Genomic DNA, 24,178 nt, shown 5'->3' on the forward strand with positions numbered 1-24,178 from the left:
CGCCGTAAGCGGGCTTGCCCTGGCCGGGTGTGCACCGGGATCCCAGGAAGCGAGCCCGACCGCATCGGGCAAGGTGAGCCTGAAGCTCCCCTCCGACAAGATCACGATCAAGATCCAGGACGAAGCGGGCTTCCCCGTCACCGACAACCTGGCCGCCGAATTCACCAAGCAGCACCCGAACATCACCTTCAAGGTCGTCCGGGACAGCTTCGCCAACCTCACCGCCAACGCGCCACGCCTTCTGGCCGGCGCCGACGCGCCCGACCTCATCCGGCTTCCCACCATGGGGGACACCGTCAAGGACGGGCTCCTGACCAACCTCGACCCGTACTTCAAGGGCTATGGGTGGGACAAATTCTCCGCCGGCCAGCTGGCCGCGTCCCGGATGAGCGCCGAGGGAATCAGGGGCGAGGGCTCCCTCTACCAGATGGGCCTGGGATACAGCGTCACGGGCATCTACGTGAACCAGAAGTACGCCAAGCAGCTGGGGCTCTCCGGTGCGCCATCGACCATCGCGGAGCTGGAGCAGTGGATGGCCAAGGCCAAGGCGGCCAAGATCCTTCCCGTGCAGATCGGAATGCAGGACGGCGTGGGCACGTTCGCGCTCCAGTCGCTGATCAACCAGTACGGGAACAAAACGGACCTGGTGAACTGGATGTTCAACAAGCCCGGTGCCACCTTCGACACCGAGGCCAGCCTCAAGGGCGCCACGACCTTCAAAAAGTGGGCCGACGCGGGCTACTTCCCCTCCGACGTGAACGCGATCAACTACACGACGATGGTGTCCAACTTCCAGGCGGGCAAGGGTCTGTTGATGTTCGACGGAAACTGGGACGCCGCGAAGACCGACAAGGCGATGGGGGAAGGCGCGGCCCGGTTCGTCCTGGCGCCTCCGGCCACCGCCGGTGGTGCGCACGTGGCGATGGGCGCCGCGAACTCCTTCGCCATCCCGGCCAAAGCTAAGCATGCCGACGCGGCGGCGTTCTTCCTGGACTGGGTCCACACCGACCCCAAGGCCCGTCAGATCGTGGTGGACGTCACGGGCGCCTCCCCGGGGGGAGATCCCTCGCAGGAGCTGCCCAAGGTGAAGGACGGTTCGCTGATCGCGCAGGCCCTCACGGCGTCGGCGAAGGTCGGATCCGATGACGGGTTCGTCGACTTCATGGCCAACACCACGGCGGGCATCTACGCGGGCGCCTTCCAGCCGGACGAGCAGAAGCTGCTGACCCGGCGCATGGAACCCGAGGCTTTCGTGGCGGCGATCCAGGAGTACTACGCCAAGGAGCTGGCGGGCTGATGGCCAACGATGTCCGTAAGCATGAGGATCCGAAGCCGACCGCGGCCCTGCGGCAACCCAACGTGGGCGCTCATGCTGCGGGCGTCGGAAGGTCCTCCCGTCGGGCCGGCCAGCCCTCCGTACGAAGGGCGGCCCGCCACCGGAGTGTCATCGGCTGGCTCTTCGTCCTGCCGGCGCTGGCGTTCTTCTGCGCCTTCGTGGTCTACCCGTTGATCACGGCCGTGCAGTACTCGTTCTACCGCTGGAACGGCATCGGCGCGTCGACCTGGGCCGGCGTCGACAACTACGTCCGGGTCTTCACCGATCCGGAGCTGTTGATCTCGATCGTCAACGCGCTGGTCCTCATCGTCTTCTTCACGGTGATCCCGGTTGCCAGCGGCCTGGCCCTGGCGACCCTGATCCGCACGATGCGGCCCGGTCCCTTCGCCGCGGTCGCCCGCACGGTGCTGTTCCTTCCGCAGATCATCCCGCTGGTGGCCGCAGGTATCGCCTGGTCGTGGATGTACGCGCAGACCGGCACGATCAACACCATTCTCGACTCCGTCGGCCTGGGCTTCCTCTCGCGGTCCTGGCTGGCGGGCTTCGGGACCGCTCTGCCCGCCGTCGGCCTCATCGGCTCCTGGGTACTGACCGGCCTGTGCACCATCCTGCTGCTCACCGGCATCGGAAAGATCGACACCTCCCTCTACGAGGCGGCACGGCTCGACGGAGCGGGCTGGTGGCGAGAATTCGCGACGGTCACCCTTCCCGGGCTGCGGCAGGAGATCGTGGTGCTGGTCACCATCACTGTCATCGCTGCGCTGAGCAGCTTCGACATCATCTACACCACCACCAAGGGCGGCCCGGGAACCAGCACGCTCGTCCCCGGCATCTCGATCTTCCGGCTCGCCTTCACCCAGAGCGAAGTCGGCCTGGCATCCGCCTTCGGCATCATCCTCCTCGCACTCGTCCTCCTGGCAGTGCTGCCGATTCAACTGCTGGGAAGGGAACGGGACTGATGGTTGTCAACAAGACGGAAGCGCTCATCGGACGTGTCGTCCTCGTCCTCGTGCTGATCCTCACTCTGCTGCCGCTCGCCGGGATGCTCTCCGGAGCCCTGCAGCCCGCGGATCGCATCCCCGACGGCTTCTCCTGGCCCAGCGATCCCCAGTGGGGCAACTTCGTCGTCGCCTTCCAGACCGCGCATGTCTGGGAACTCCTCGGCTCCAGCACCCTGATCATCCTCGGCGTCGTACCGCTCAGCCTGCTCCTGTCGACGCTGGCCGGCTACGCCCTGGGCAACCTGCGCATTCCCGGCGGGAGATTCGTTTTCGTCCTGCTCCTGCTGGGACTGACCATTCCCTTCGAAGCGATCATCATCCCGATCTACTACGAGATCAGCGCCATGGGACTGCTCAACACCCAGTGGGCGATCATCCTTCCGCTGATCGGGCTCTACATGCCCTTCAGCGTCGTCTGGATGCGTGCGCACTTCGTCGGCGTCCCCACCGAACTCTCCGAAGCGGCCCGTATCGACGGGGCGAGCACCTTCCAGGAGATCCGCCGCATCCAGATCCCACTGGCCATGCCCGCTCTCTCCGCCCTGGCCATCCTGCTGTTCCTGTGGACCTGGAACCAGTTCCTCCTCCCCCTGGTCCTGGTCGACGACCCCGACAAACGCACCATGGCCGGAGCCCTGGGAGCGTTCCAGGGGCAGTACCTCAACCAGCTCCCTCTGCTGTTCGCAGGCGCGCTGATCATCATGCTGCCGACGATCATGATCTACGTCATCTTCCAGCGCCAGTTCATCAAGGCGCTTCTCCAGGGCGCGGTCAAAGGCTGAAGCGCACCTCCTCCGTCTCCCTCATCGGTCCGGCCTGCTCACGACGACAGCCGCAGCCACAAGGACAATGCATGACCTTTCGCCTCGACCACGCCTGGGTGTGGGACTTCTGGTTCGCCGATGACGGCGACACCTTCCACCTGTTCTACCTCCACGCACCCAAGAACCTGGGCAACCCGGAGCTGCGCCACCGCAACGCCCGGATCGGGCACGCCACCTCCGTCGACCTGGTCGACTGGCAGGACCACGGACCGGTCTTCGGCCCCGGACAACCCGGCACCTTCGACGAGACCGCCACGTGGACGGGCAGCGTGCTCCGCGGACCCGACGGCGTCTGGCGGATGTTCTACACCGGAGCCCGCTTCCTCGACGCCGGGGGAAACGTCGAAACCATCGGAGTGGCCACCTCCACGGACTTGTACACCTGGACGAAACAGCCCGGGCCGCTCATCGAGGCGGACGGGCGATGGTACGAGAGGCTGGGAGACTCCAGCTGGCCGGAGGAGGCATGGCGCGATCCCTGGGTCTTCCCGGACCCGGCCGGTGACGGCTGGCACATGCTCATCACGGCCCGGGCCAACCACGGTGCTGACGACGACCGGGGCGTGATCGGGCACGCGACATCCCCGGATCTTCAGGCATGGACCGTCCGGCCACCGCTCAGCCGAGTGGGCGCCGGCTTCGCCCACCTGGAGGTACCCCAGATCACGACTGTCGACGGCGCGTCCGTACTGCTGTTGTCCTGCGACACTCCACGACTGTCCGCCGCACGGCGCAAAGCCGGCCAGGTCGGAGGTGTCTGGAGCGTTCCAGCCGCTGCAGTCCTGGGCCCGTATCCGGTGGAGGACGCCGCGTTGGTCGTCGAGGAATCCCTCTACAGCGGGCGCCTCATCGAAGACCGGACCGGCAGAACCGTGATGCTGGCCTTCGACAACTCCACTGTCGACGACAGGTTCGCCGGCTCGATATCCGACCCCATCCACGTGAGCTGGTCACCGGAGCGGCACGGCATCGCCCCCTTGGCCCTCCAGAGCAAAGGCACCCCGGAATGAGCACCCGCATCGAGGGCAGCACCGCCCCAGGCTTCGCGCCCCTCGCGGAAGCCTTCTCCACCGCTTTCACCGGCCATGACGCCATGGGCGCGGCACTTTGTGTCCGGGTGGCCGGCGAGACAGTCGTTGACCTGTGGGGCGGGATTGCCGACCCGCGCGACCGCTCGCCCTGGACGAAGGACACCACCAGCGTCATCTTCTCCTGCACCAAGGGCCTTGTCTCCATCCTCGCGGCACGTCTCGTGCAGGACGGACTCCTCGACTACCGGACTCCCGTCGCGACCTACTGGCCCGAGTTCGCCGCCGAAGGGAAAGAAGAGATCACGGTCGCCGATCTTCTCGCCCACCGGGCCGGGCTCTCGGCACCACGCGATCTCCTGAACGTCGAGGACGTCATCGACTGGGATGTCGTCACGGGTCGCCTGGCAGCCCAGCAACCACTGTGGACCGCCGGTCAGGGGCACGCGTATCACGCTCTCACCCACGGCTGGCTCGCCGGTGAGGTCATCCGCCGGATCACCGGCAAAACGGTCGGCCAGTACTTCGACGAGCTCATCGCCGCACCGCTGCAGGCCGACGCGTGGATCGGCCTCCCCCGCGGGGCGCGGCACAAGGTCGCCCATCTACGGGCCGGAACGAGCCTCACCGCGCTCGTTGCTCAACAGGCAGCGGCGCGCGTTGCCGGCGAGATCGACTGGACCGAGCGGGCCATGACCCTCGGAAACGCGTTCCCGCCTGAACTCGTCGACGTCACCGGCGGCTTCAACGACCCCCGTATCCAAGCGGCGGAGCTGCCGGGAGCGGGCGGCATCGCATCGGCCCGGGCGCTGGCCTCGATCTGGTCATCCACTGTGGTGGAGACCGACGGAGTGCGGCTGCTGGACGCCGGCACGGTCACTGACGCCACGCGACCGCAGACCGAAGGCACCCCGATATTCGGCGGGCAACCCCCCTTCGCGCGGTGGGGCATGGGATTCCAGCTTCCCTCTCTCGCCCGCGAATTCCTCGGGCCCGCCTCCTTCGGACACGACGGCGCCGGCGGGCAGGTCGCCTTTGCCGACACGACACACCAGGTCGGATTCGCGTTCCTGACCAACCTCATGGAAGCGGGGCCCGACCACCGCGCCACCGCAATCGTGGACGAACTCCGCCGCATCCTCCGCAAGTAACGCCGGGGTGGGGGCTGGGGTCTGGCCCAGAGGTGTTGCGGTTTCGTCGAGAGGCGGCAATTGCCCGGGGTGTGTTGCCGGTGCGCAGTTGCGAGGCACGGGAAACGTGGTGCGAGCACACCATCCCCGGCCCGTCCAGCTGCTTCACCCGCCCCGGATCGAGATGCCCCGCCTTGTGGCGGGAACCTCCGCTGGTCCGTGGGCCATGTCCCGAGCGGAAATCCGGCCGGGCCCAGTCATCGGGGATGACGTAGCCGTACGGCATCCGCAGCGGCTCCGCGCCGTGTCTTTCACCGACCGGGGGGGCGGCCTGGAGACTGCGGCCGGTGGGGTGGCGGCGGAATGGTGGCCGTGCCGGGTACGGTCTCCGGCCAGACCAGCAGGACGGGGCACGGGGCGTGGTCGACGATGAAGCGGCCGGCGGGGCCGAGGCTGCGGGGTCCGAGGTGGGTGCGGTCGCCGTCGCGGGCGAGAATGAGCAGGTCGGCGCCTTCGGCGGCGGCCACGACTTCTCGTTCGACGCTGCCCGAGCGTTCTTGCCGGGCACACGGCCGTCCCAGCCGCTCGGCCGCTCTGGCCAGGAGATGCTCGGCTGAGGCAGCGGCCAGGTGTTCCACCGCGGTGCCGGGGTCGCGGTCGGGGCGTGCGCGGCCCAGCAGCCCGGCGTAGGCGCCGTGCGCGGCCCCCGGCACCTCGTGGCCGGTGATGTGGAGCAGCACCAGGTCAGCGTTGGCAGGCGTGTGGGTGCGGGCGGCGTCGACGCAGGCGGGCCAGGTACCCTCGACGATCCAGACGATGACGGCCACGGTGTTCAGCCTCCGATGGTTTGGAGTGAGGCCCACAGCGCCACCACGGAGAGCAGCAGGGCAGCGGGCACGGCGAGCAGGCCGAGCCGGGTGAACTCGCCGAGGCCTACGTCAGTGTCGTGTTCGCGTACGATGCGCCGCCACAGCAGGGTGGCCAGCGAGCCGGCGTAGGTGAGGTTCGGGCCGATGTTCACGCCGAGGAGGACTGCGAGGACGGCGCCCGGGCCGGTGGGGGTGGTCAGGGGCAACAGGACCAGGACGGCGGGCAGGTTGTTGATGACGTTCGCCAGTACGGCTGCCAGTGCCGCGATGGCGAGGAGGGTCGGGAGACCGGTGCCGCCGGGCACCAGGTGGCCCAGTACGTCCGCGAGGCCGTTGTCGACCACGGCCCGGACCACGATGCCCAGGGCCAGGACGAAGACGCAGAACGGCAGGGCCGCGGCCCGGACGATCGCCGTGGGGGTGGTGCGGCGCTGTGCCAGGGCGCGGGCCGCCAGGACGGCCGCGCCCGCGGCCGCCGCCCAGGCCGGGTTGATGCCGACCGCCGAGGTCAGGACGAAGCCCGCCAGGGTGCCCGCCACTGTGAGCAGGGCGAACAGAGGCAGTTCGCGGGGCTCGTCGGCGGGCGGGGCCTCGGTGCCCGCGTCCAGGTCGGTGGCGAAGAAGCGGCGGATGACCACGTACTCGACACCGATGGCCACCAGCCAGGGCAGCGCCATCAACGCGGCGAAGCGGGTGAAGCTCAGGCCGCTGGCGGCGAACGCCAGCAGGTTGGTCAGGTTGGAGACCGGAAGCAGCAGCGAGGCGGTGTTCGACAGGTGGGTGCAGGCGTAGACGTGCGGTTTGGCGCGGGCGCCGAGGCGGGCGGCGGTGGCGAAGACCACCGGAGTCAGCAGCACCACCGTGGCGTCCAGGCTGAGCACTGCGGTGATCAATGAGGCGGCTACGAACACGAGGACCAGCAGGCGGCGAGGGCGGCCGGCCGCCCGGCGGGCCATCCAGGTGCCGCACGCGTGGAACAGACCCTCGTCGTCGCACAGCTGGGCCAGGACCAGGACGGCCGCGAGGAAGCCGATCACCGGGCCCAGCCGGGCGGCCTCGGCCGCCGCGTGGTCGAGCGAGATCGCGCCGGTGGCGATGACCACCCCGGCGGCGGGGACAGCCACGACTGCCTCCGGCCAGCCCCACGGCCGGATCACCGCACAGGCCAGCACCGCCAGGAGCAAGGCGACAGAGAGTGCTTCTGCGAGTGCAAAGTTCAGCGTCTGAGCCTTTCCGGGACGGAATCCTGGCAGAGCGGAACGACCGTACCCGGGCTGACCGTGGCGCGTGTCGAGCACGCTGAGGATTTGAGAAATATCGGAACAAAAGTACACCGTCCGCCCTCGGGAACCTGGTGCCGTCCGCATACCGGCAAGGCTTCCGCCCCCGACGCCTCTGGGCCGGGCAGGAGGCATCCACGAGCCGCAGGACGAGGGAGACCGCGGAGACGCAGCGCTTTTCCTGACCAGCCTCCTTTGATGTTTGCTGACGAAGGGCGGTGTGGCGTTGTTCGGCGCGTTTGCGGGTGTTGCCGAGCCAGGTGCCGAGCTTGACCACCACAGGCCAGTCAGCAACACCCTGACGACCGACAGCGCACCTGTCGTCTCCAGGTGCTCGGCCTGCTTGCGGCGCACTCGCAGCTGGGACGCTTTTCACCCGTACACGATCAGGAGGAGATATGGCCGAGCGCCGGAACGGCACCGTGAAGTGGTTCAACGACGAGAAGGGCTACGGCTTCATCCCCCTGGAGACCGGTCCTGATCCCTTCGTTCACTTCCGTGCGATCGAAGGACAGGTCGTAGTCCTCCATGTGGTCCCGGCTGCCCGGCTTCTGCCTGCGGACCAGCGCACGGAACTCCAGCAGCAGCCGCTCCAGGCCGTGCCGCCCGACCCGCAGGGTGCCGCTCTCGGCGTCGTACGCGTCGTCGGGGGTGATCTTCATAGGCATCGCACTGCTCCTTGTCCACGCGCTGATGGGCCGAGTCTGCAGGAACCGTCGTATCCACCCATGTCCGCCGCGCGCGGGCCGTGTTCCGGCAAACCGCGGCAAGTTCGTGACGCCCGCACCGTGTTGGCCGCCAGGCTGGTCCCGGATCGGACCACCCAGGAGCAGGGGGCGCGGGCATGACGACGGTTGACGACGCGGCGGCGGGCGACGACGTCCAGGCGGTGGGTACGGCTCTCGTGCACCGAGCCGGACACCCACCTGCCCGCGCCGGCCGAAATCGCCGGGGACCTCCGGCTGCCGAGGGACGTGGTCCGCTCCGCGCTGGAGCAGCTCGCCACCGAAGGGATGGTGACCCTGCACGAGGGCTACCGGCTCTACAGCACCGGCACCACGACACCGACCGAGCACGCCTACCGGCTGCTGCGCACCGCGATCCACCGCAACTACGAGCCCGGCGAACGGTTCATGACCCGCTACGACATCGGCCAGCGATTCGACATCGGCGGCAAGGAGGCCGCGGCCGCCGTACGCCAGCTCATCGCCGAAGGACTGCTCACCGGACCGCGCGGACAGTACGTCAACGCCTTCGGCCCCCAGCAGCAGCGCCGGCGTGTGAAGCAGCTGCGCGAGCGCGCCAGCCAGCTGCGCCGCGAGGCTCTGGAGCTGATGCGGACGGCGCGGGAGATCGAGCAAGCCGCCCCCCTGCACCGGCCTGGCGCACGGATCCCGGCTGGCAGCAGCTACCGCTGTTCGCACAGATCCCTCGTGACTACAGCCGGCTCGCTCTGGCCGACGCCGATCTGGCCAGCCCTTGGCCGGCCTGGGCAAGGTACCTCGCCCACCGGCTCGCCGAGACCCGTGGCTGGGGGCGCAACATCCGCTTCGCCGTCAACCGCGGCCTGGTCCTCGTCCTCACCGGCTACGTCGAGGGTGATGTCATCCGGCACACCGAGGTCTTCGCCCCGTTGCGGGTCCTGGACCTGCCGGTCGGCCACACCGTCACGGTCCTGGAAGAAATGGGGATCTTCGAGGACGACAGCGAACCTTCCTTCGAACGCTGGATCGCACAGCGGCTGGAGGGTCTCGCACCCGGCATCCGTTCGGAGACCGAGCGCTGGACCCGCGTCCTGCGCCACGGCGGCCCCCGCAGCCTCCCACGACGGAAAGGCACGGTCTGGCTCTACCTCAACCGAGTCCGCCCGGCCCCGCTGGAATGGCCGAACCCCTACGACCACCTGCGCGAAGTGACCCGCGACGAGGGCCTCACCTACATCAAGACACTGCACGGCCATCAGCGGCATGACCAACTCGTCGCCCTGCGCTCGCTGTTCACATGGGCCAAGCGGAACGGCCTGATCTTCCGCACCCCCCAGCCGGATCAAGGTCGGGCAGTACGAGTACGCCGTGCTGCAACCGCTCATCCCCGAGCAGGTCGGCCGCTCCGTTGCGGCGGCCACCACCCCGGCGACCCGGCTCATCCTCGCCCTCGCAGCGGTCCACGCCGCACGGGTCGCCCAGATCGCCAACCTCATGCTCGCCGACGCCGACCTCGGCAACCGCCGGCTGACCATTGCCGGACGCGCCCGCCCGCTCGACGATCTCACCTTGCAGCTGCTGCTGGACTGGCTGGAGCACCGGCGTCGCCGGTGGCCGACCACCGCGAACCTCTACCTGCTGATCAACAACCAGACCGCCAACACGACGAGCCGAGCCAGCGCTCACTGGATCAGCGCTCCGATGCGGGGACAGGAAGCGACCCTGGAGAGACTCCGCGTCGACCGGCAACTCGAAGAGGCCATGGTCAAAGGACCTGACTTGCTCCACCTCGCCGAGGTCTTCGGGCTCGACGAGAAGACCGCGATGCGCTACGCGGACTTCGCACGGACGTTGCTGGAGCAGGCCGCCGAACAAACTGCCGAGAGTGGACAGTGACCTTCTGCCATTCTGCTTGCCATGTCCGCACGAAATCGAAGACTGCCCCGGCACCGTGCCTGGCCACTGACCACCACCGACATCAACGAGTGTCTCGGCCCCTACATGACCCGAGTCACGGAGCCGGCATTCCTCACCGGACATGACAGCGGGACCATCGTCCTGGGAGCAGCATGGATCGCTCCGAACTCCCGCAACTACGGCCGCGGCCTCCACCCGGACATGGTCGGCTTCCGCATAGACGTCCACCCCGTCGATGCCACTGAACGTGCAGCCACCCGCGCTGTTCTACGAGCGCAGGCCCTCCCGCAACTCCACGAATGGATCACGCAGGCGATCGCCGCCGACGAGACCTGGCAACTGGCTGACCACCAGCGCCACTGGCGACTGACCGACGGTCACCTCATGCACCGCGACGAAGCGTGAAACCGATTCCGGACGACACGCACACCCACATCAGCGAGGTCACACACGCGGGTTCACAACGAACCCGAGGGGCCACACCCGGGAATCAGGACACCAGGCCCTCGGGTTCCCAACGAGGAACTTTCAGTTCCCCTGAACTCACGGGCCTCTACGGCCTCGGTACTGGTGGGCTCTCGTATTCAACCGTCGCCAGTTCTCCGAGGAGTCCGACCGACTGGTTACCCTGTGTGATCGTCAGCCGCGTACGGCTCCGCGTCCCCGCTCTCCTTGAGGAGGCGGCCGTTGCGCGCGACCGGTGCCGGCCCCTCGTCTGTGGTGGGCGTGCGCGCCGGCCTGCCCGGCCGGACCGGATGTGGTCGGTCAGCGTCTGACGATCCGGTCGAGGACGGTGGCGATGGCGGACTTGAACGCGTCGCGGTGGTAGAGGGGCTGTGCGGGCAGTTCGCTGGTGGGGCGCACGCCCCGGTCGGCGAGGATGTAGAGCAGGCGCAGAGTGCGCAGGCAGTTGCTGAGGTGGGCGGGCACCGGGACGCTGATGCGGTCGGCCCCGAAGCGGCCGGCGATCGGGTCCAGCCAGCCGACGGCGTCGCGTTCGCTCAGGTCGGTGCGGGTGAGGACCCGGGCGATCGCCCGGGCCAGGCGGTCGTCCTCCAGCTGGTCGTAGACGTGGTCGGTGGGCGCCGTCAGCCGCGCGGCGGCGAGGTCCAGCATCCGCCCCGGTGCCACCTCGGGGTGGCGGCCGAAGCCGGCGAGCAGGTCCGCGCCGTGGGCCACCGCGTGCAGCCAGCCGAGCGTTTCGTCGTGGCCGCGCAGATCCCGCTCGGCCGGGTACCAGCGCTCGAACGCGTCCACCCAGGCGGCCTTGAAGTCCCCCGCGGTCACCAGCATGTCGAGCACGAGTGGGGCGAAGGCGCGGGCCTCGACCCGCGGGTCGGTGAACCGGTCGGCCATCTCGTCGCCCAGCTCCAGCCGCCGGGACCTCCCGATCACGCCTCGGGCGATCCAGGTCGCGAGGACGGTGTAGGGCGCGCCGTCCCGGACCAGTGGATCGGGATCCGCCAGCGCGCGGGACAGCTCGCGGACGAGGTCGTCCATGGGCCGGTCGGCGGGCACGGCGCAGTCGGTGGCCTCGATGCTCTTCCAGTCGATCACGACGGGCAGAATAGGTCCTTGCCATTGCCACGCACCTGCGAATTATGTCCAGGAATCACCTCAATCCGTCAACTCCCCGGCCGGAACCGACAGTTCTGGCGTCTGTATCACGCTGCCCGCCGAAGCCGGACAGCGCGACGCGCGGCGGCTCGGTCCAGCGCGCCATCGCCGCTGGTTCGTGACCAGACGAAGCCGGACCGCTGGTCACGCGGTGGTTGGAACATCGGTACAGCGGTTGGCGCTGGGATTGATCATGGTCAGCCAGCGCAGTGGCTGGGGGCTCCGCTGGGGTTCGCGGAAAGATCGTCGGACGGGCGCCGGGGCTGGGTACGGTCCGCTCGTGCCGGTGGAGTTTCTGCCGGATCGACGGCCGCCCCTGGACCGAGGTGATCGACTTCACCGAAGCCGCCGGTCTGATGCGTCACCTGGGCACCGCCTGGTTCATCGTCCTGTCCTACCTCAAACGCGACCGCATCCGGGCCGCCATGGACCGCATCCTTGCCGGGGCACCAGAGCAATCGAACGGAGCGCTCACCATCGTCGCCCTGGCCACGGAAGCCGGAGTACCCCGCAACGCCCTCACGCAACGGCACCTCGATTTGAAGAACGCCTTCTACGCAAGAGCCCGCGCTCGAGGAGGCACCCCTGACCGGGAACTGCGGCTGCGCAAACAGATCGTCAAACTGAAGGAGCTTCGAGCGGCAGTCGCGGAGGAGCTCAAGCAGCTACGGGCCGATGTCGAGGCCCTGGCCGCAGCACTCCATGTGTCTGAGGTGGACAACCGTCGGCTGCGCGAGCAACTGAGCACGTCTGGGCCAGGTGTTCGCATCTTGCCCCTGCAGTCCCGTCCCAGGACGTGACTCCAGGGCCAGAAGCCCCGGGGACCTAGGTTCTGCCAGCTCAACTGGTTGGGGGCGGGGCCGCCGGCCCATACGGCGGCTCAGACGATGTGCGGGCCCGGGCACGTCGCAGAACGTGCCTGGCGAGCAACGTCACCCAGACCGCCAACCCCAGCGCGGCGATAACCCGCAGCCAGGGCACGGTGCCGCTACTGGCTGCTGTCCACCCGTAGAACAGGATGCTTACTGACTTCGGCTCGTCAGGGTGAGGTTGGATCGTCGAAGGTCAGGTCGGTGCTGGCTATGAAGCCGTCGAGGGTGTCCGGCCGGTATTGAAGGTGTTTGAGCCGGTGGCGTACGAGGGCTTCGAGCCGGTCGAGGGCGCCGACGGTGAGGTTGGCCAGGCTGCGCTTGAGGTGTGCCCATATCCCCTCGACCGGGTTGAGGTCGGGTGAGTACGCGGGCAGCAGGAACACCGTCAGCCATTCACGCTCGGCGATCAGCTCACGCATGGCGTGGGAGACATGGGTGTTCAGCCGGTCCCATACCAGCACGATCGGCGCCTTGACGAGCTGGTGGACGCCGTCGATCAGCGCGATGAAGTCCCGCTCGCCCATGCTGCGGCGTTTACCCCTGCCCGCTCGGTGGGTGCGCAGGCGGTGGCACAGCCGGGTCCGTGAGCCGGCTCGTATGGCGATCAGCCACCATACGGGGTGAATCGCTGGACCGTCTTCGACGGCGGTATGGCGTCGTTCTTCCTGGCAGTCCTGACCGGCGAGACCGACCCGTTCAGCGAGCGGATCGAGGCGGACGTCCAGCACATGTTCGCAAAGTGGCGGGGGGCATAGGCACTGGTCGTCACCGGGGCAGTTGTCGCCGCCGATCCCAGGCTGGGCGCCGCCGAGGGTTTTCGTTTCGTGGACCGAGTACCAGCGTCCGACCAGCAGCAGAGCTGCGAGCACGGCCGCGATCAGCGCGGAGGTTCGGACCCGGCTCCGGAAGGTGGTCGACCGTGTCGGCTTCCGCGTCAAGCGCGTCCAGCGGATCCGAGGCGTGGGCATCTACGAGCTCACCCGGTTCACGGGCACCAGCCCCGCAGGACGCGCTACCTGGCAGTACGGGCCCGCGCTCTGCCCCGGCACCCGCACATCATCTGGCGCCGGATCGGCACCCACACCATCCTCACCGCCCCGTGACCGGACCAGGTGCTGAGCTTGATAGCAAGGACTGATACCCGCGCCATGGGAAGATGTGCACAAGGAGCTCGTCGTCGACCGCCTGCCCGCCCTCGGCGCGCATCTGCGCGATGGCCAGCCCGTAGTACTCCGTCGTCCAAGTCACCACCGAGCTGGTCAGCAGTATCAGGTACTCATCCCCAATGCCTTGTGCGGCTGCTGGATCCTGACCCCGGCCGAGCGCGATGCCGCGGAGAAGTGGTACCCAAGCCCAGGCATCCCAGCCTTCCGCCCTCCCGAGGGCTGAGCAGGCGCAGGACACGCGGTCCTGGCGGCCGTCGGTCCCGGGTGCCGCGCAGTATTCGCATGGGCCAGACGCCACGCGGGTAGCAGGCCGACGCAGCACGGTCGGTTGCTGCACGCTGCTCAAGCCCTGCTCCAACCAACCCACGCCCGCTGCTCCAGGGGCAGGCGGCAGGGCCACGAGCCCCTCCCGGCGGCTGCGTAACCTCGTAGATCTGCAATGTTCCGGGTAAAATCCATGCACGGCTGCTGCATGCGGCGCTGGACCGCTGCCCACGAGTCTGAAACCGTCAGCCGAGCTCCGCCTGCGCCCGAGGTGATCATGTTCGAAGCCTGTCGTGGGCACTCTCATGGGTGGAGAGCGCCGACCGGCGCGCAAGACGCGCGGACGGTACCTGGCTCCGCCGTGAAGGGAGGCCCTTCCCATGATGGCGAGCAACAGCTTCCTGGCCGACCTGGTGGCACGCTCGCAGCTGATCTCAGGCCGCGACCTTGCCGGCCTGGTCTTCGACGCCGGCCGGGCCATGGGCCTGACGGCCACCGGTGTGTACGTCACCGACCTGCAGCAGACGCGGCTCATCGCCCTGCCCCAGCCCGTATCCGCCGGGGAGCCCGCCCTGGACATCGACTCGTCCCTGGCCGGGCTGGCCTACCGGATGGAGCGCACGCACCTGACGCAGGACGGCATGACCGCGTGGATTCCCATGGTCGACGGCGTCGAGCGCCTGGGCGTGCTCAAAGCCCGCGGCCCCGACTTGTCCCTCGCCGACTGCGAGGCACTGGCCGGAGTGACCGCGCTGCTGCTCGTGTCCAAGTCGTCCTACAGCGACCTGCTCGTGGAAACCGAGCGCCGACAGACGATGACCGTCCAGGCCGAACTGCTGTGGGCGTTCCTCCCACCGCGCACCATCGGCACCGCCCAGGCCACCTCGACCGCCGTGCTGGAGCCGGCCTACAACGCCGGCGGCGACGCGTTCGACCACAGCTTCACCGACGACGGTCTGCATCTGGCGCTCCTGGACGCCATGGGCCACGACCTGGCCTCCGGCGGAGCGAGCGCAGCCGGGCTCGCGGCCTGCCGCGCCACCCGCCACTCCGGCGGCCGACTCACCGACATCGTCACCGAGATCGACCGGATCCTGGACGAATGGTTCACCGACCGGCTCATGACCGCGATCATCGCCGACCTCGACCTCACTGACGGAACCCTCACCTGGGTCAACTGCGCACACCCGCCGCCCCTGCTCGTACGCGGCGGACAGGTCCTGCACATCCTCCAACGCGAACCCGACCTGCCACTGGGCTGGAACTTCCACAGTCACACTCCGCCCACCACACACCGCGCCCGGCTCCAGCCCGGCGACCGCATCCTGCTCTACAGCGACGGTGTCACCGAGGCCCGCTCGCCCGAAGGCGACCTCTTCGGCGAACAGCGCCTCGCCGACACCGTCATCCGCGCCATGGCCGCCGGCGAACCCGCTCCCGAAGCCCTGCGCCGACTCCTGCAGCAACTCAAGCGCCACCAGGAGCACAAGATGTCCGACGACGCCACCATCGTGATGGCCGAGTGGCACCCCACCCCGTAGGAAAAGGTCCCGGTCGCACCAGTGCCGCTCCACAGGACAGCCGTCCCTGCTTCCCGCAGCGGGGAACGGTGTGCGCACGCGCGGTAGGTCGTCGGTTTGTTCTGGAGATCCAGAACAAACCGGTCCGCCCGGTGCTACCACCCACCTGCTCCCCGCGCCTCCGACCTGCGGCTTTCCCTGGAAGGAAACCGTGTATCGCTCCGGGCACGAGAACGGCACCGCACCCGAGGGGGCGGCGCCGTACCGCCGAGGCCGGCGGTGGTCGGTGGACTCGCCCGAGGCGGGGCGACTGGTGAGGGGGGTGATGTTGTCCTGCGCCTTCGCTTCGGTCTTGCGGGCCTTCTCGGCCAGGTGGAGCTGGAAGCGGTCGTCGTGCTCGTCTTCGAAGTCGCCGACGTCCAGTCGCATGTCGCGGGGCAGGGTCTTCACTGCCCGCTGCTGCTCGCGGGGGTCGTTGAACACGGCGATCACCGGGTGGAGCTGGACGCGGCCGCGGCGGACCACGGTGACGAGCCGGGCAGCGACCAGGTGCGGCATGGCCCGGCTGATCACGCCGCGTTCCATGGCGAAACCGGTGGCGAGTTCATCCTGCGTGGTGACGACCAGAGCGCCGGGCTCCTGCTCGGTCATCATGTGCGGCAGCAGGGTGTGGGCGGTGGGAGGAAGCCGCGGCACGTACGCGAGACAGTTGAAGCTGCCCCGCAGCACGTTGTGGTGCGGAACTCATTCCTCGGCAGCGGACGTCATGACGTGGCCTTCCCCTCCCGTCCGACTCCCTGCGCACTTCCAGTTTCGCGCCGGGAGCTGCCATCGTCCTGAAGGCTTCGGTCGTCCGGGTCCTCCATGATCTCGCGCGACAGGTCCAGCTGCAGATCTGGCGTTCCGGTGCGGGAGCGTCGTGTGTTCGCACCGGCACGAGGTTCTTCCGGACCTCGACCGCGAGCACTGCATCGTCCGGCACTTCGCCGCCGGCCGGCACGGCCGCCTGGGCGCGGACAACGTTCAGGATCTGCCCGGCCGCGCCGTCCTGCAGCCGCGAGGGGCAGACGGTGAACTCCAGCACCACCTGTACATTCCCGAGGCCGGGCTCGTCCTCGACGAGCTCGCACAGCTCAGCGACCTCCTTCGGGCTGACGGCCATCACCTCCACCCCGCCACCGGCCCGCCCCCGTCGCCGACGAGAAGGAAGTCGGGGTTCGAGACGCGAAGATCGCCCGGCCCGTACGGGATGCCGGCCCCGTCCAGCGCGCGGGCGGCGACGAGCTCCCCGAGCATCTGCAACAGCCGGCCGTGGCTGCGCGGGCCGGCGAACTCGTCCCGCTCGGCCCGCCGGCGCGGATCGTCACCGGCGACCTTGTCCAGGAGATCAAGCACGTCCTCATCGCGTCGAGCGCGGTACCGACGGTCGGCAACTCCGCCCTGCTCGACCAATTGGCCACCGGAGGACCCGCGCCCGCCCCCGCGAGCCACCGCTTCAGCACCGGCCGCTCCCCGTCCTCCGGGTCGCTCCCGCCGAGGTGAGGGAAGACACCGAACGGACCGCGCTCCCCGGGCACACGGGCCCCCAGCTCGAGAGCGCCATCCTTGCGACGGTGACAGTCGCTGAACATGGAGCCCGCCTCGCTGACGGACATCCGGGGCGACGATTCTCGCAGCAGGCCCCCGAGCCCCTGCGCTCCCGAGCCCCGCGCTACCGGGCCGCCGTCCGCCGCCTCCCACACCGCGTCCGCCGGGGTCGGATCGTCGTAGTCGTCGTGGCGGGCGGCCATGAAGGAGGCCCCGTCGTAGGTGATGTGGCCGCGCGAGCCGCCCTCGAGCGTCTTGTCGGCGACGAGGATCGGCCCGGTGCCGGCGGTGGGGGTGACCAACCGCCCGGGCGCAGTGTCTCCAGCCACGCGTCCGGCACGGGACGGACCGACCCGGTGGACACGATGCGGTCGTACCGGCCGGGCAGGAGCGCCGGGGGAGGTCGTGGGCGGCGGTGTGGGGTGAAGCCCGATGCCGTCCAGGCGCTCGGCTGCGGCCTGTACCGAATACGGGTCGATGTCCACGCTCGTCACCAGCGCGGAGCCGAGCCGGTGGCAGGCCGGGGCGGTGCCGTATCCGCTGCCGGTCGTCACCGGCGTGCTGCAGCCGTCGGCGGGCATCGCGTGCTCGTGCATGGTGGCGACGAGCTGCGGCAGGGTCGCGGACGACGCCGGAATGCCGGGGCCGCGACGGTTCCCGGGGCGGGGTGGTCGGCGTGCAGGGGCCCGATGCGGGTCACCACGGTGTCGTTGGCGTACGCGTTGGCCGGCCACGCGCCGGTGTCCGCGGCACCGTCGCGGGTCGCCCGGCTGTCGGCGGTCCGCTCCCACCAGCGCGGCAGGAAGCAGTGCCGGGGCGGGCCCGGTCATGCGGAGGCGCGCCGCACCACCTGATGCGCGAGGACGATCTCGCGGGCCGGTCCGGTGTCCCCCTCGAGGCGGTCGATCAGCAGCCGGGCCGCGTTGCGGCCGATCTCCCGCGCCGGATTGAGCACCGTCGTCAGAGCCGGGGCCACCATCGACGCCGCGTCGATGTCGTCGTACCCGGCGACGGCCAGTCGGCCCGGCACGTCCAGGCCGCGCGCCCGTGCCACGTCAAGAGCCCCGATCGCGATGAGGTCGTTGGCGCACACCACGGCGTCCGGCGGCTCGGCGGCATCGAGCAGGTGGGCCGCGCCGACGCGCCCGCCCTCCCGGGTGAAGCCGGTCCACACGGTCAGTTCCTCGGGCACGGCGCGGCCCGCCTCGCCGAGGGCCTGGCGGTAGCCCTCGTACCGTTCGCCGCCCGGCTCGACGCCCTGCTCGCCGCCGATGAATCCGATCCTCCGGTAGCCGCGCTCGACGGCCAGGTACCGGACCAGGTCATGCATGCCCTCGGTCTCGGCGCCGCGCACCACGTCGCCGGGGCCGTCGGCGATCCGGGTGCCGAGCCTGACGAGCCGCGCGCCTGACCCGGCGATCAGGTCGAGGTCCGCGCGTCGCGCGCCGAACCGCCCGAGCACGATGCCGTCCAGTCGACGGGCCACCAACTGTTTGAGTACAGAAGGGAGTTGGGGGCCATCCGTCATGGGTGCCTCGCAGACCACGGTGAGCAGGTCGCGCGCGTACGCGATGGCCTGGATGCCCGCCGCCAACTCGGTGTTGAACGGGTTGGTGATGTCCGGCACCACGAGCCCGATGGTGTCGGTGCGCTGGGTGCGCAACCCGCGCGCCGATGGATCCGCCTGGTAGCCCAAGCGCCGCACCGCGTCCTCGACCCGGGCGCGGGTGGCCGCCGAGACGGGACGTCGCCCGCTGATCACGTGCGACACCGTCGTGACGCTGACTCCGGCGTCGGCCGCCACGTCCACGATCTTGACGCGGCCCGAGCCGTGCACATCCGCCTCCCGATGGTTCGTGGCGCACCGGCGGCGCCGTGTTCGGCTTCACTCTACCCAGGACGCAAAACGTTTTGTAGTGTGATCGCCTTCGAGATGCTATGCGTATGATTCCACCTCCCTCTCTGGGTGCAAAACGATTTGGATACATGATGGTCACAGCTCCCGTTCCAGGGGCACTGCGCGATGCACAGTGGGCGCCATGAACCGTGCCCTGAGCTCCACGCGCTCCCTCAGCCGCAGAAGGCTGCTCGGCACCGCCCTCGCCGCCGCGTCCGGCGGGATCCTCGCCGGGTGCTCCTCGTCAGGTGTCTCCGGCGCCTCCGGTCCCTCCCGAGAAACGGTGCGATTCCTCGGGCCCGAGACCCCCGCGACGTTCGCGCCGGTGATCCACGGTTTCGAAAAGGCCCACCCCGGGGTGCGCGTGGCGTACACCGCCGTACCGCCCGCCCAGCTCAACGACGTCCTCCAGCTGCGCCTGTCCGCCGAGGACTCGGCCATCGATGTCTACTGCGTCGACCAGCCGCGCATCCCCGCACTGAGCGCCCGCGGCTTCCTCACCGACCTCACCCCGGTGAGCGAACGGGCCCGCGCGGCCGTCACCGAGGAGCAGTACGAGATCAGCTCCTGGAACGGCACCCTGCGTTCGTTGCCGGTATGGACGTCCACCCAGTACCTCTTCTACAACGCGGACCTGCTGAAGAAGGCGGGCGTGGACGTCCCTTCCGCCGGCCCCGCCGAGCGCTGGACCTGGGAGAAGACCCTGGACGCGGGGCGCCGCGCGATGAAGCGGGCGGGTTGCGACTACGCCCTGGTCCTGGAGCAGACGGACGCCTACTACGGCCTGCAACCGCTGGTCGAATCCCTCGGCGGCGGATCCGGCATCACCGGCAGGGACATGCTCACCCCCGCCGTCACCACGGACGGCTGGCAACGCGCCATGCGCTGGTACGGCAAGCTCTTCGCCGACGGCCTCTCCCCACGCGGCATCACGTCCTTCCAGCTGTCCTCCCTGTTCACCGCCGGCAGGGCGCCGTTCTTCGTCGGCGGCCCCTGGAACCTGGGCTCGTTCGCCACGTTCAAGAACCTCACCTGGGGGACGGCCCCACAGCCGTACTTCGAGGGCGGTCGCCCCGTCACCCCGACCGACTCCTGGTCATGGGGCATCAACCCGTACAGCAGCCGGCAGAACCTGGGCCTGCGCTTCATGGAATACGCGACACTGACCACCGCCGGAAGCCTCGCCACGGTCGCCGCCTCGCCCCTCATCCCCTCCCACCGCACCGCTTTCGAGCAGTACGCGGCCGGCCTGGAGAAGAAGGCCACGCGCTCCACCGGGGGCGTCGCCGCGATCATGCGATACGAGCTGGAGCACACGGCCGTCAGCCGCCCGCGCTCCATCGGCTACACCCAGTTCGAGACCGTACTGGCATCGGCCTTCTCCGACATCCGCAACGGTTCACCGGTCGAGGCCCGCCTCACCAAGGCCTCGGACGAGCTCGTACGCACCTGGGAGCGACTGCGATGACCACCACCACCGCCAAGGCCGGCGAGGATTCGGCAGCCCCGGCCGCCGAGATCCAGATCCCGGCCCGCCGCAGACGGCCCCGCTCCCAGGCCCGCACCGCGCTCGCCTTCCTGGCCCCCGCACTGCTCGCACTCCTCGTGCTGCGCCTGCTGCCCGCAGGGCTGGCGGTCGTCGACAGCCTGCGCCACCACAGTCTCGTCGACGGCGTCACCCGCTTCGTCGGCCTCGACAACTACGGCGACCTGCTCGGCGATCCGCAGTTCTGGCAGAGTGTGCGCGTCACGCTGTTGTTCAGCCTGATCGTCAACCCGCTCCAAGTGCTGTGCGCGCTCGGCCTCGCCGTCCTGCTCAACCGGCGCTTCGCAGGCGCACGCCTGTGGCGCTCCCTCGTCTTCGCGCCGATCGCGGTGCCGCCCGCGGTCTCCGCCGTGATCTGGGGCATCCTCTACCGGCCCGAAGGCCCGCTCAACGCGGCCCTCGGCGCCCTCGGCCTCCCGTCCCAACCGTTCCTGACCAGCCCCTCCCAAGCGCTCTACGCACTGATCGTGCTGATGTCGTGGGTCGGTGTCGGGTACTGGATGACGTTTCTCATCGCCGGCCTGCAGGACATCCCGCAGGAGTGCTACGACGCCGCCGCCATGGACGGCGCGAACGCCTGGCAGCGCTTCGTCCACGTCACACTGCCCCTGTTGCGCCGACCGCTCGCCTTCGTGCTCGTCGCCGACACCGTCTCCAACTTCCTGGTGTTCGCGCCGGTCCAGCTGCTCACCGGTGGCGGCCCCGAAGGCTCCACCAACCTGCTCATGTACGACGTCTTCCGCCGCGCCTACAGCGTCGGCGACATCCACTACGCCCAGGCCGAGGTGGTGTTGCTCGTCGCGCTCACCCTCGCCGTCGTCGCCGTGCAGTACCGGCTGATGCAGGGCAAGGGCGAGGAGTAGCCATGACGACCCTCCACCACTCCGCCCCGGGTACGCCGAGGCGGCTCTCGCCGGCCCGGCACATGCCGATGATCGCCGCCGTGGTGATCGGCGTGCTCTTCGCGCTGCCGCTGCTGTGGGTGCTCGCGGGCTCCCTGCGCCCCGGCTCCCAGGTCCTCGCGAGCCTCGACGACCTGTCCTGGCGCAGCCTGATCCCCACCCACGCCACGCTCGACAACTACGTCACCCTATTCCAGGGCGACTTCGGCCGGGCCGTCCTCAACTCCGTGCTGGTTGCCGCCGTCACCGTCGCGCTGGGCCTGCTGGTCTCGGCCGGCGCCGCGTTCGGACTGTCCGTCTTCGCGTTCCGGGGCAGAGGCCTGGTCTTCGCGGTGATCCTGCTCAGCTTCATGATCCCGTTCGACGCGATCGCGATCCCCCTGTCCTCGCTCTTCCGCTCCTGGGACCTGCAGAACACGTACGCGGGTCTCATCCTGCCCGGCATGGGCAACGGCCTGGCCATCTTCCTGCTGCGCCAGTTCTTCCTCGCCGTCCCGAAGGAACTCGTCGAAGCCGCCCGCATCGACGGCCTCAGCTGGTGGGGCGTCTTCACCCGCGTCCACCTGCCGCTGTCACGGCCCGCGCTCGTCGGCGCCGGACTCACCCTGTTCACCTTCCAGTGGCAGTCGTACATGTGGCCCCTGCTCATCGGCACCGAACCCGCCAAGCAACTCGGCCCCATCGCGCTCGGCACCCTGCAGGGGCAGATGGTCGTCGACTACGGACAGGTCTTCGCGGCCGCCGTCGTCCTCACTCTCATCCCGCTCGTCGTACTGCTGCGGCTGCAGCGCCACTTCACCCAGTCCATCGCGAGCAGCGGCCTCAAGTAGCCACCTCCCGCCGACCCCCGCCGTCCGTCCTGCCGCAGGGCGCCGGCCCACGGGTTCCGCACACGTACAAGGACACACATGACTCTCCACCACCTCCTCCTGGACACTGACATCGGCAGCGACGTCGACGACGCCCTCGCGCTCGGCGTCCTGCTCGGCTCGCCCGAGCAGGCCCGTGTCGAGGCCGTCACCACCGTCTACGGCGACACCCTGCTGCGCGCCCGCCTCGCCCACCGCCTCGCCGCCCTCGCCGGGCACGACCTGACCGTGGTACCCGGAGCGGAGGAGACCCTGTCCGGAAAGGAGGTCTGGTGGGCCGGTCACGAGGGCCGGGCCTTCACCGGCCTGGAGTCCGAGCCCGTACGCGACGACGTCCCCGCTCACCGCTTCCTCGTCGACGCCGTCCTCGCCCGCCCCGGCGAACTCGACATCATGGGCATCGCCCCGCAGGCCAACCTCGCCCACGCCATCGCCCACGAACCGGGCTTCGCCCCGGCGGTACGCACCCTCTATCTCATGGGCGGCCATTTCGCGCCTGACGCCGGGCCCGAGCACAACATCGTCAGTGACATCACGGCCGCCCGCACCGTCTTCGCCTCCGGCATCCCGACCGTGATCACCGGCCTGGAGATCACCCGCAGGGTCCGTATCGGCCGCGACGGCATCGAACGCATCCGTGCCGCCGGCCGCTACGGTGCTGCCCTCGCCCGCGAGATCGACGCCTGGACCGGGTTCACAGGCGAGGGCTGGAGCGTCCCGCACGACCCGATCACCGCCCTGTCGATGCTCTGCCCAGAGCTGTACGAGACCGAGAACGGCACGGTCACGGTCGACGACGAAGGACGTACGGTCTTCCACCGCGACCCCGAGGGCCCGGTCCGCCTTGTCGTCGACGCCGACCTGGGCGCGGTCGCCGAGGAGATCGTGACCCGTATCGAGAGGGCCGGAAACACGCCCTAGTTGCAATACCGGTGATTTAGGTGTTTTTCTGGTGCTTGCTGGTTGGTTTGGTGGGTGGGACGAGTGTGATTGCCCTGGTGGGTGGTCGGGGCGGGTTGCGGTGGTGGGTGTGTTTGAGGTGCCAGTTGGCCATCTTGCGTTTGGTGACGCGGGGGTTGGAGCGTTGCCTGCGGGGTGGAAGGAGTCGTTCCAGCAGCTCACGGATGGTGTGGGTCAGAGCTTGGCTGAGTCGTGAGGGGGGAAAGTGCCGCCTGGTCGGTGACGTGGCGGCGGGCGATGCGAAGGGTGCGGGTGAAGGACAGCCGGTCGGGGTCGAGGCCGGCCTGGTGAGCGGTGTGGTGCATGACGTCCCGAAGTGCGTGGTGGACGAGGAGGAAGCCGTAGATTTCCTGCTCGACGCCATCGGGGTATTGCGATCTCAGGACCAGCTGGCGGCCACCTTGGTGGGTCTTGATCTCGTTCAGGGTGTTCTCGATCTCCCAGCGCTGATGGTAGAGGCCCGCCAGGTCGGCAGCAGAGGCCTCCTGCGGGTTGCAGACGGTCGTGATCAGCCGGTATACCGTGCCGTCGTCCTCACGGCCGAGGGTGTACTCGATGACGCGGACCCGGACCGGATCTTGGCGCTTGCGGTCGCCTGCCGCGACGATCTCGGACAGGTAGGAGCCGTCCTCGAAGGCTTCGAGGAACGGGAGCACGATGTTCTTGCGGACGCGCCACAACAGGTCCGCACCCGTGCCCGAAGCGGCCTTCCACAGCTCGAAGCCGGTGATTCCGCGGTCGGCCATCAGCAGCATTCCCGGCTCGAGCCGGCCCAGCAGGCCGGGAATCAAATGCTGCTCATGAACCGACAGCGGGCCGGTCGCCGCGGCGAACACCGCGTGTGTCCCGCACTCCACCAGCGCGGCGACCCTCACCTGCGGGTAGGCAC

22 protein-coding genes and 1 pseudogene are annotated in these 24,178 nt (G+C 69.2%); 16 read left to right on the plus strand and 7 right to left on the minus strand.

Going from position 1 to position 24,178, the window contains the following annotated elements; all coding sequences use genetic code 11:
- Positions 1–73 precede the first annotated feature (73 nt).
- From ACFYW1_RS04690 to ACFYW1_RS04710, 5 genes are all read left to right on the plus strand, one after another.
- Positions 74–1,297: an ABC transporter substrate-binding protein gene (locus ACFYW1_RS04690; RefSeq protein ID WP_388986908.1), complete on the plus strand. Its 1,224-nt coding sequence runs from the start codon at positions 74–76 to the stop codon at positions 1,295–1,297.
- Positions 1,297–2,295, plus strand: a complete 999-nt coding sequence (locus ACFYW1_RS04695) for a carbohydrate ABC transporter permease (protein WP_388986911.1) — start codon at positions 1,297–1,299, stop codon at positions 2,293–2,295. Before ACFYW1_RS04690 ends, ACFYW1_RS04695 begins: the two co-directional genes overlap by 1 nt.
- A complete protein-coding gene (locus ACFYW1_RS04700) occupies positions 2,295–3,119 on the plus strand; it encodes a carbohydrate ABC transporter permease (protein WP_388986914.1) in 825 nt (274 codons plus the stop codon). Before ACFYW1_RS04695 ends, ACFYW1_RS04700 begins: the two co-directional genes overlap by 1 nt.
- A 71-nt stretch (positions 3,120–3,190) precedes the next feature.
- A complete protein-coding gene (locus tag ACFYW1_RS04705; protein WP_388986917.1) occupies positions 3,191–4,171 on the plus strand; it encodes a glycosyl hydrolase family 32 in 981 nt (326 codons plus the stop codon).
- Complete coding sequence (locus tag ACFYW1_RS04710; protein ID WP_388986920.1) at positions 4,168–5,340, plus strand: serine hydrolase domain-containing protein; 1,173 nt, start codon at positions 4,168–4,170, stop codon at positions 5,338–5,340. The genes ACFYW1_RS04705 and ACFYW1_RS04710 overlap by 4 nt, the downstream gene beginning before the upstream one ends.
- Before the next feature lie 290 nt (positions 5,341–5,630).
- On the opposite strand, the gene ACFYW1_RS04715 is transcribed toward ACFYW1_RS04710, so the two are convergent.
- Positions 5,631–6,146: a universal stress protein gene (locus ACFYW1_RS04715; RefSeq protein WP_388986924.1), complete on the minus strand. Its 516-nt coding sequence runs from the start codon at positions 6,144–6,146 to the stop codon at positions 5,631–5,633.
- 5 nt (positions 6,147–6,151) lie between these two features.
- On the minus strand, positions 6,152–7,408 hold the full coding sequence (locus tag ACFYW1_RS04720) for an SLC13 family permease (RefSeq protein WP_388987019.1): 1,257 nt from the start codon (positions 7,406–7,408) through the stop codon (positions 6,152–6,154).
- 458 nt (positions 7,409–7,866) lie between these two features.
- Here ACFYW1_RS04720 and ACFYW1_RS04725 point away from each other — a divergent pair.
- The 3 genes and pseudogenes from ACFYW1_RS04725 to ACFYW1_RS04735 form a co-directional block, all read left to right on the plus strand.
- Positions 7,867–7,977: pseudogene (locus ACFYW1_RS04725) on the plus strand (cold-shock protein); the annotation flags it as partial.
- A gap of 1,563 nt (positions 7,978–9,540) precedes the next feature.
- The gene (locus ACFYW1_RS04730; protein WP_388986927.1) at positions 9,541–10,068 is read left to right on the plus strand and encodes a hypothetical protein; all 528 of its coding nucleotides are present in this window, start codon (positions 9,541–9,543) and stop codon (positions 10,066–10,068) included.
- Between the two features lie 21 nt (positions 10,069–10,089).
- Positions 10,090–10,494 (plus strand): hypothetical protein, encoded by a 405-nt coding sequence (locus ACFYW1_RS04735; RefSeq protein WP_388986930.1) that lies wholly within the window; start codon positions 10,090–10,092, stop codon positions 10,492–10,494.
- Between the two features lie 360 nt (positions 10,495–10,854).
- On the opposite strand, the gene ACFYW1_RS04740 is transcribed toward ACFYW1_RS04735, so the two are convergent.
- Positions 10,855–11,646 (minus strand): DUF2785 domain-containing protein, encoded by a 792-nt coding sequence (locus tag ACFYW1_RS04740; protein WP_388986934.1) that lies wholly within the window; start codon positions 11,644–11,646, stop codon positions 10,855–10,857.
- Positions 11,647–12,032: 386 nt separating this feature from the next.
- Between ACFYW1_RS04740 and ACFYW1_RS04745 the strand changes: the two genes are divergently transcribed.
- Positions 12,033–12,506, plus strand: a complete 474-nt coding sequence (locus ACFYW1_RS04745; RefSeq protein ID WP_388986937.1) for a hypothetical protein — start codon at positions 12,033–12,035, stop codon at positions 12,504–12,506.
- A 239-nt stretch (positions 12,507–12,745) separates the two neighbouring features.
- On the opposite strand, the gene ACFYW1_RS04750 is transcribed toward ACFYW1_RS04745, so the two are convergent.
- Positions 12,746–13,186, minus strand: coding sequence for a transposase (locus tag ACFYW1_RS04750; protein ID WP_388987022.1), 441 nt, complete (start codon positions 13,184–13,186; stop codon positions 12,746–12,748).
- Positions 13,187–13,198: 12 nt separating this feature from the next.
- Here ACFYW1_RS04750 and ACFYW1_RS04755 point away from each other — a divergent pair, with 12 nt between their 5' ends.
- The 3 genes from ACFYW1_RS04755 to ACFYW1_RS04765 all read left to right on the plus strand — a co-directional run bounded on the left by ACFYW1_RS04755 (position 13,199) and on the right by ACFYW1_RS04765 (position 16,368).
- A complete protein-coding gene (locus ACFYW1_RS04755) occupies positions 13,199–13,333 on the plus strand; it encodes a hypothetical protein (RefSeq protein ID WP_388987031.1) in 135 nt (44 codons plus the stop codon).
- Positions 13,334–14,388: 1,055 nt separating this feature from the next.
- A complete protein-coding gene (locus ACFYW1_RS04760) occupies positions 14,389–15,549 on the plus strand; it encodes a PP2C family protein-serine/threonine phosphatase (RefSeq protein ID WP_388986940.1) in 1,161 nt (386 codons plus the stop codon).
- 351 nt (positions 15,550–15,900) lie between these two features.
- Positions 15,901–16,368, plus strand: coding sequence for a hypothetical protein (locus tag ACFYW1_RS04765; RefSeq protein WP_388986943.1), 468 nt, complete (start codon positions 15,901–15,903; stop codon positions 16,366–16,368).
- Positions 16,369–16,689: 321 nt separating this feature from the next.
- Here ACFYW1_RS04765 and ACFYW1_RS04770 read toward each other — a convergent pair whose 3' ends face one another.
- On the minus strand, positions 16,690–16,923 hold the full coding sequence (locus tag ACFYW1_RS04770; protein WP_388986946.1) for a hypothetical protein: 234 nt from the start codon (positions 16,921–16,923) through the stop codon (positions 16,690–16,692).
- Positions 16,924–17,941: 1,018 nt separating this feature from the next.
- The gene (locus ACFYW1_RS04775; protein ID WP_388986949.1) at positions 17,942–18,952 is read right to left on the minus strand and encodes a LacI family DNA-binding transcriptional regulator; all 1,011 of its coding nucleotides are present in this window, start codon (positions 18,950–18,952) and stop codon (positions 17,942–17,944) included.
- Between the two features lie 202 nt (positions 18,953–19,154).
- Here ACFYW1_RS04775 and ACFYW1_RS04780 point away from each other — a divergent pair, with 202 nt between their 5' ends.
- The 4 genes from ACFYW1_RS04780 to ACFYW1_RS04795 all read left to right on the plus strand — a co-directional run bounded on the left by ACFYW1_RS04780 (position 19,155) and on the right by ACFYW1_RS04795 (position 23,250).
- Complete coding sequence (locus tag ACFYW1_RS04780) at positions 19,155–20,480, plus strand: ABC transporter substrate-binding protein (protein ID WP_388986953.1); 1,326 nt, start codon at positions 19,155–19,157, stop codon at positions 20,478–20,480.
- On the plus strand, positions 20,477–21,421 hold the full coding sequence (locus ACFYW1_RS04785) for a carbohydrate ABC transporter permease (RefSeq protein WP_388986956.1): 945 nt from the start codon (positions 20,477–20,479) through the stop codon (positions 21,419–21,421). The genes ACFYW1_RS04780 and ACFYW1_RS04785 overlap by 4 nt, the downstream gene beginning before the upstream one ends.
- 2 nt (positions 21,422–21,423) lie before the next feature.
- Entirely contained in the window at positions 21,424–22,290 is an 867-nt protein-coding gene (locus tag ACFYW1_RS04790) for a carbohydrate ABC transporter permease (protein WP_388986959.1), read from the plus strand.
- Between the two features lie 78 nt (positions 22,291–22,368).
- A complete protein-coding gene (locus ACFYW1_RS04795) occupies positions 22,369–23,250 on the plus strand; it encodes a nucleoside hydrolase (protein WP_388986962.1) in 882 nt (293 codons plus the stop codon).
- Positions 23,251–23,447: 197 nt separating this feature from the next.
- On the opposite strand, the gene ACFYW1_RS04800 is transcribed toward ACFYW1_RS04795, so the two are convergent.
- A partial coding sequence (locus ACFYW1_RS04800; protein WP_388986965.1) for an IS4 family transposase occupies positions 23,448–24,178 on the minus strand: 731 nt, incomplete at its 5' end.

Source organism: Streptomyces sp. NPDC002669 (assembly GCF_042889165.1).
In the GTDB taxonomy this organism is placed as follows: Bacteria; Actinomycetota; Actinomycetes; order Streptomycetales; family Streptomycetaceae; genus Streptomyces.

Excerpts from the sequence above, each read along its gene's own strand:
- ACFYW1_RS04695 (WP_388986911.1), top strand. The coding sequence starts at position 1,297 with ATGGCCAACGATGTCCGTAAGCATGAGGATCCGAAGCCGACCGCGGCC.
- ACFYW1_RS04700 (WP_388986914.1), top strand. The coding sequence starts at position 2,295 with ATGGTTGTCAACAAGACGGAAGCGCTCATCGGACGTGTCGTCCTCGTC.
- ACFYW1_RS04705 (WP_388986917.1), top strand. The coding sequence starts at position 3,191 with ATGACCTTTCGCCTCGACCACGCCTGGGTGTGGGACTTCTGGTTCGCC.
- ACFYW1_RS04710 (WP_388986920.1), top strand. The coding sequence starts at position 4,168 with ATGAGCACCCGCATCGAGGGCAGCACCGCCCCAGGCTTCGCGCCCCTC.
- ACFYW1_RS04735 (WP_388986930.1), top strand. The coding sequence starts at position 10,090 with ATGTCCGCACGAAATCGAAGACTGCCCCGGCACCGTGCCTGGCCACTG.
- ACFYW1_RS04760 (WP_388986940.1), top strand. The coding sequence starts at position 14,389 with ATGATGGCGAGCAACAGCTTCCTGGCCGACCTGGTGGCACGCTCGCAG.
- ACFYW1_RS04780 (WP_388986953.1), top strand. The coding sequence starts at position 19,155 with ATGAACCGTGCCCTGAGCTCCACGCGCTCCCTCAGCCGCAGAAGGCTG.
- ACFYW1_RS04785 (WP_388986956.1), top strand. The coding sequence starts at position 20,477 with ATGACCACCACCACCGCCAAGGCCGGCGAGGATTCGGCAGCCCCGGCC.
- ACFYW1_RS04790 (WP_388986959.1), top strand. The coding sequence starts at position 21,424 with ATGACGACCCTCCACCACTCCGCCCCGGGTACGCCGAGGCGGCTCTCG.
- ACFYW1_RS04795 (WP_388986962.1), top strand. The coding sequence starts at position 22,369 with ATGACTCTCCACCACCTCCTCCTGGACACTGACATCGGCAGCGACGTC.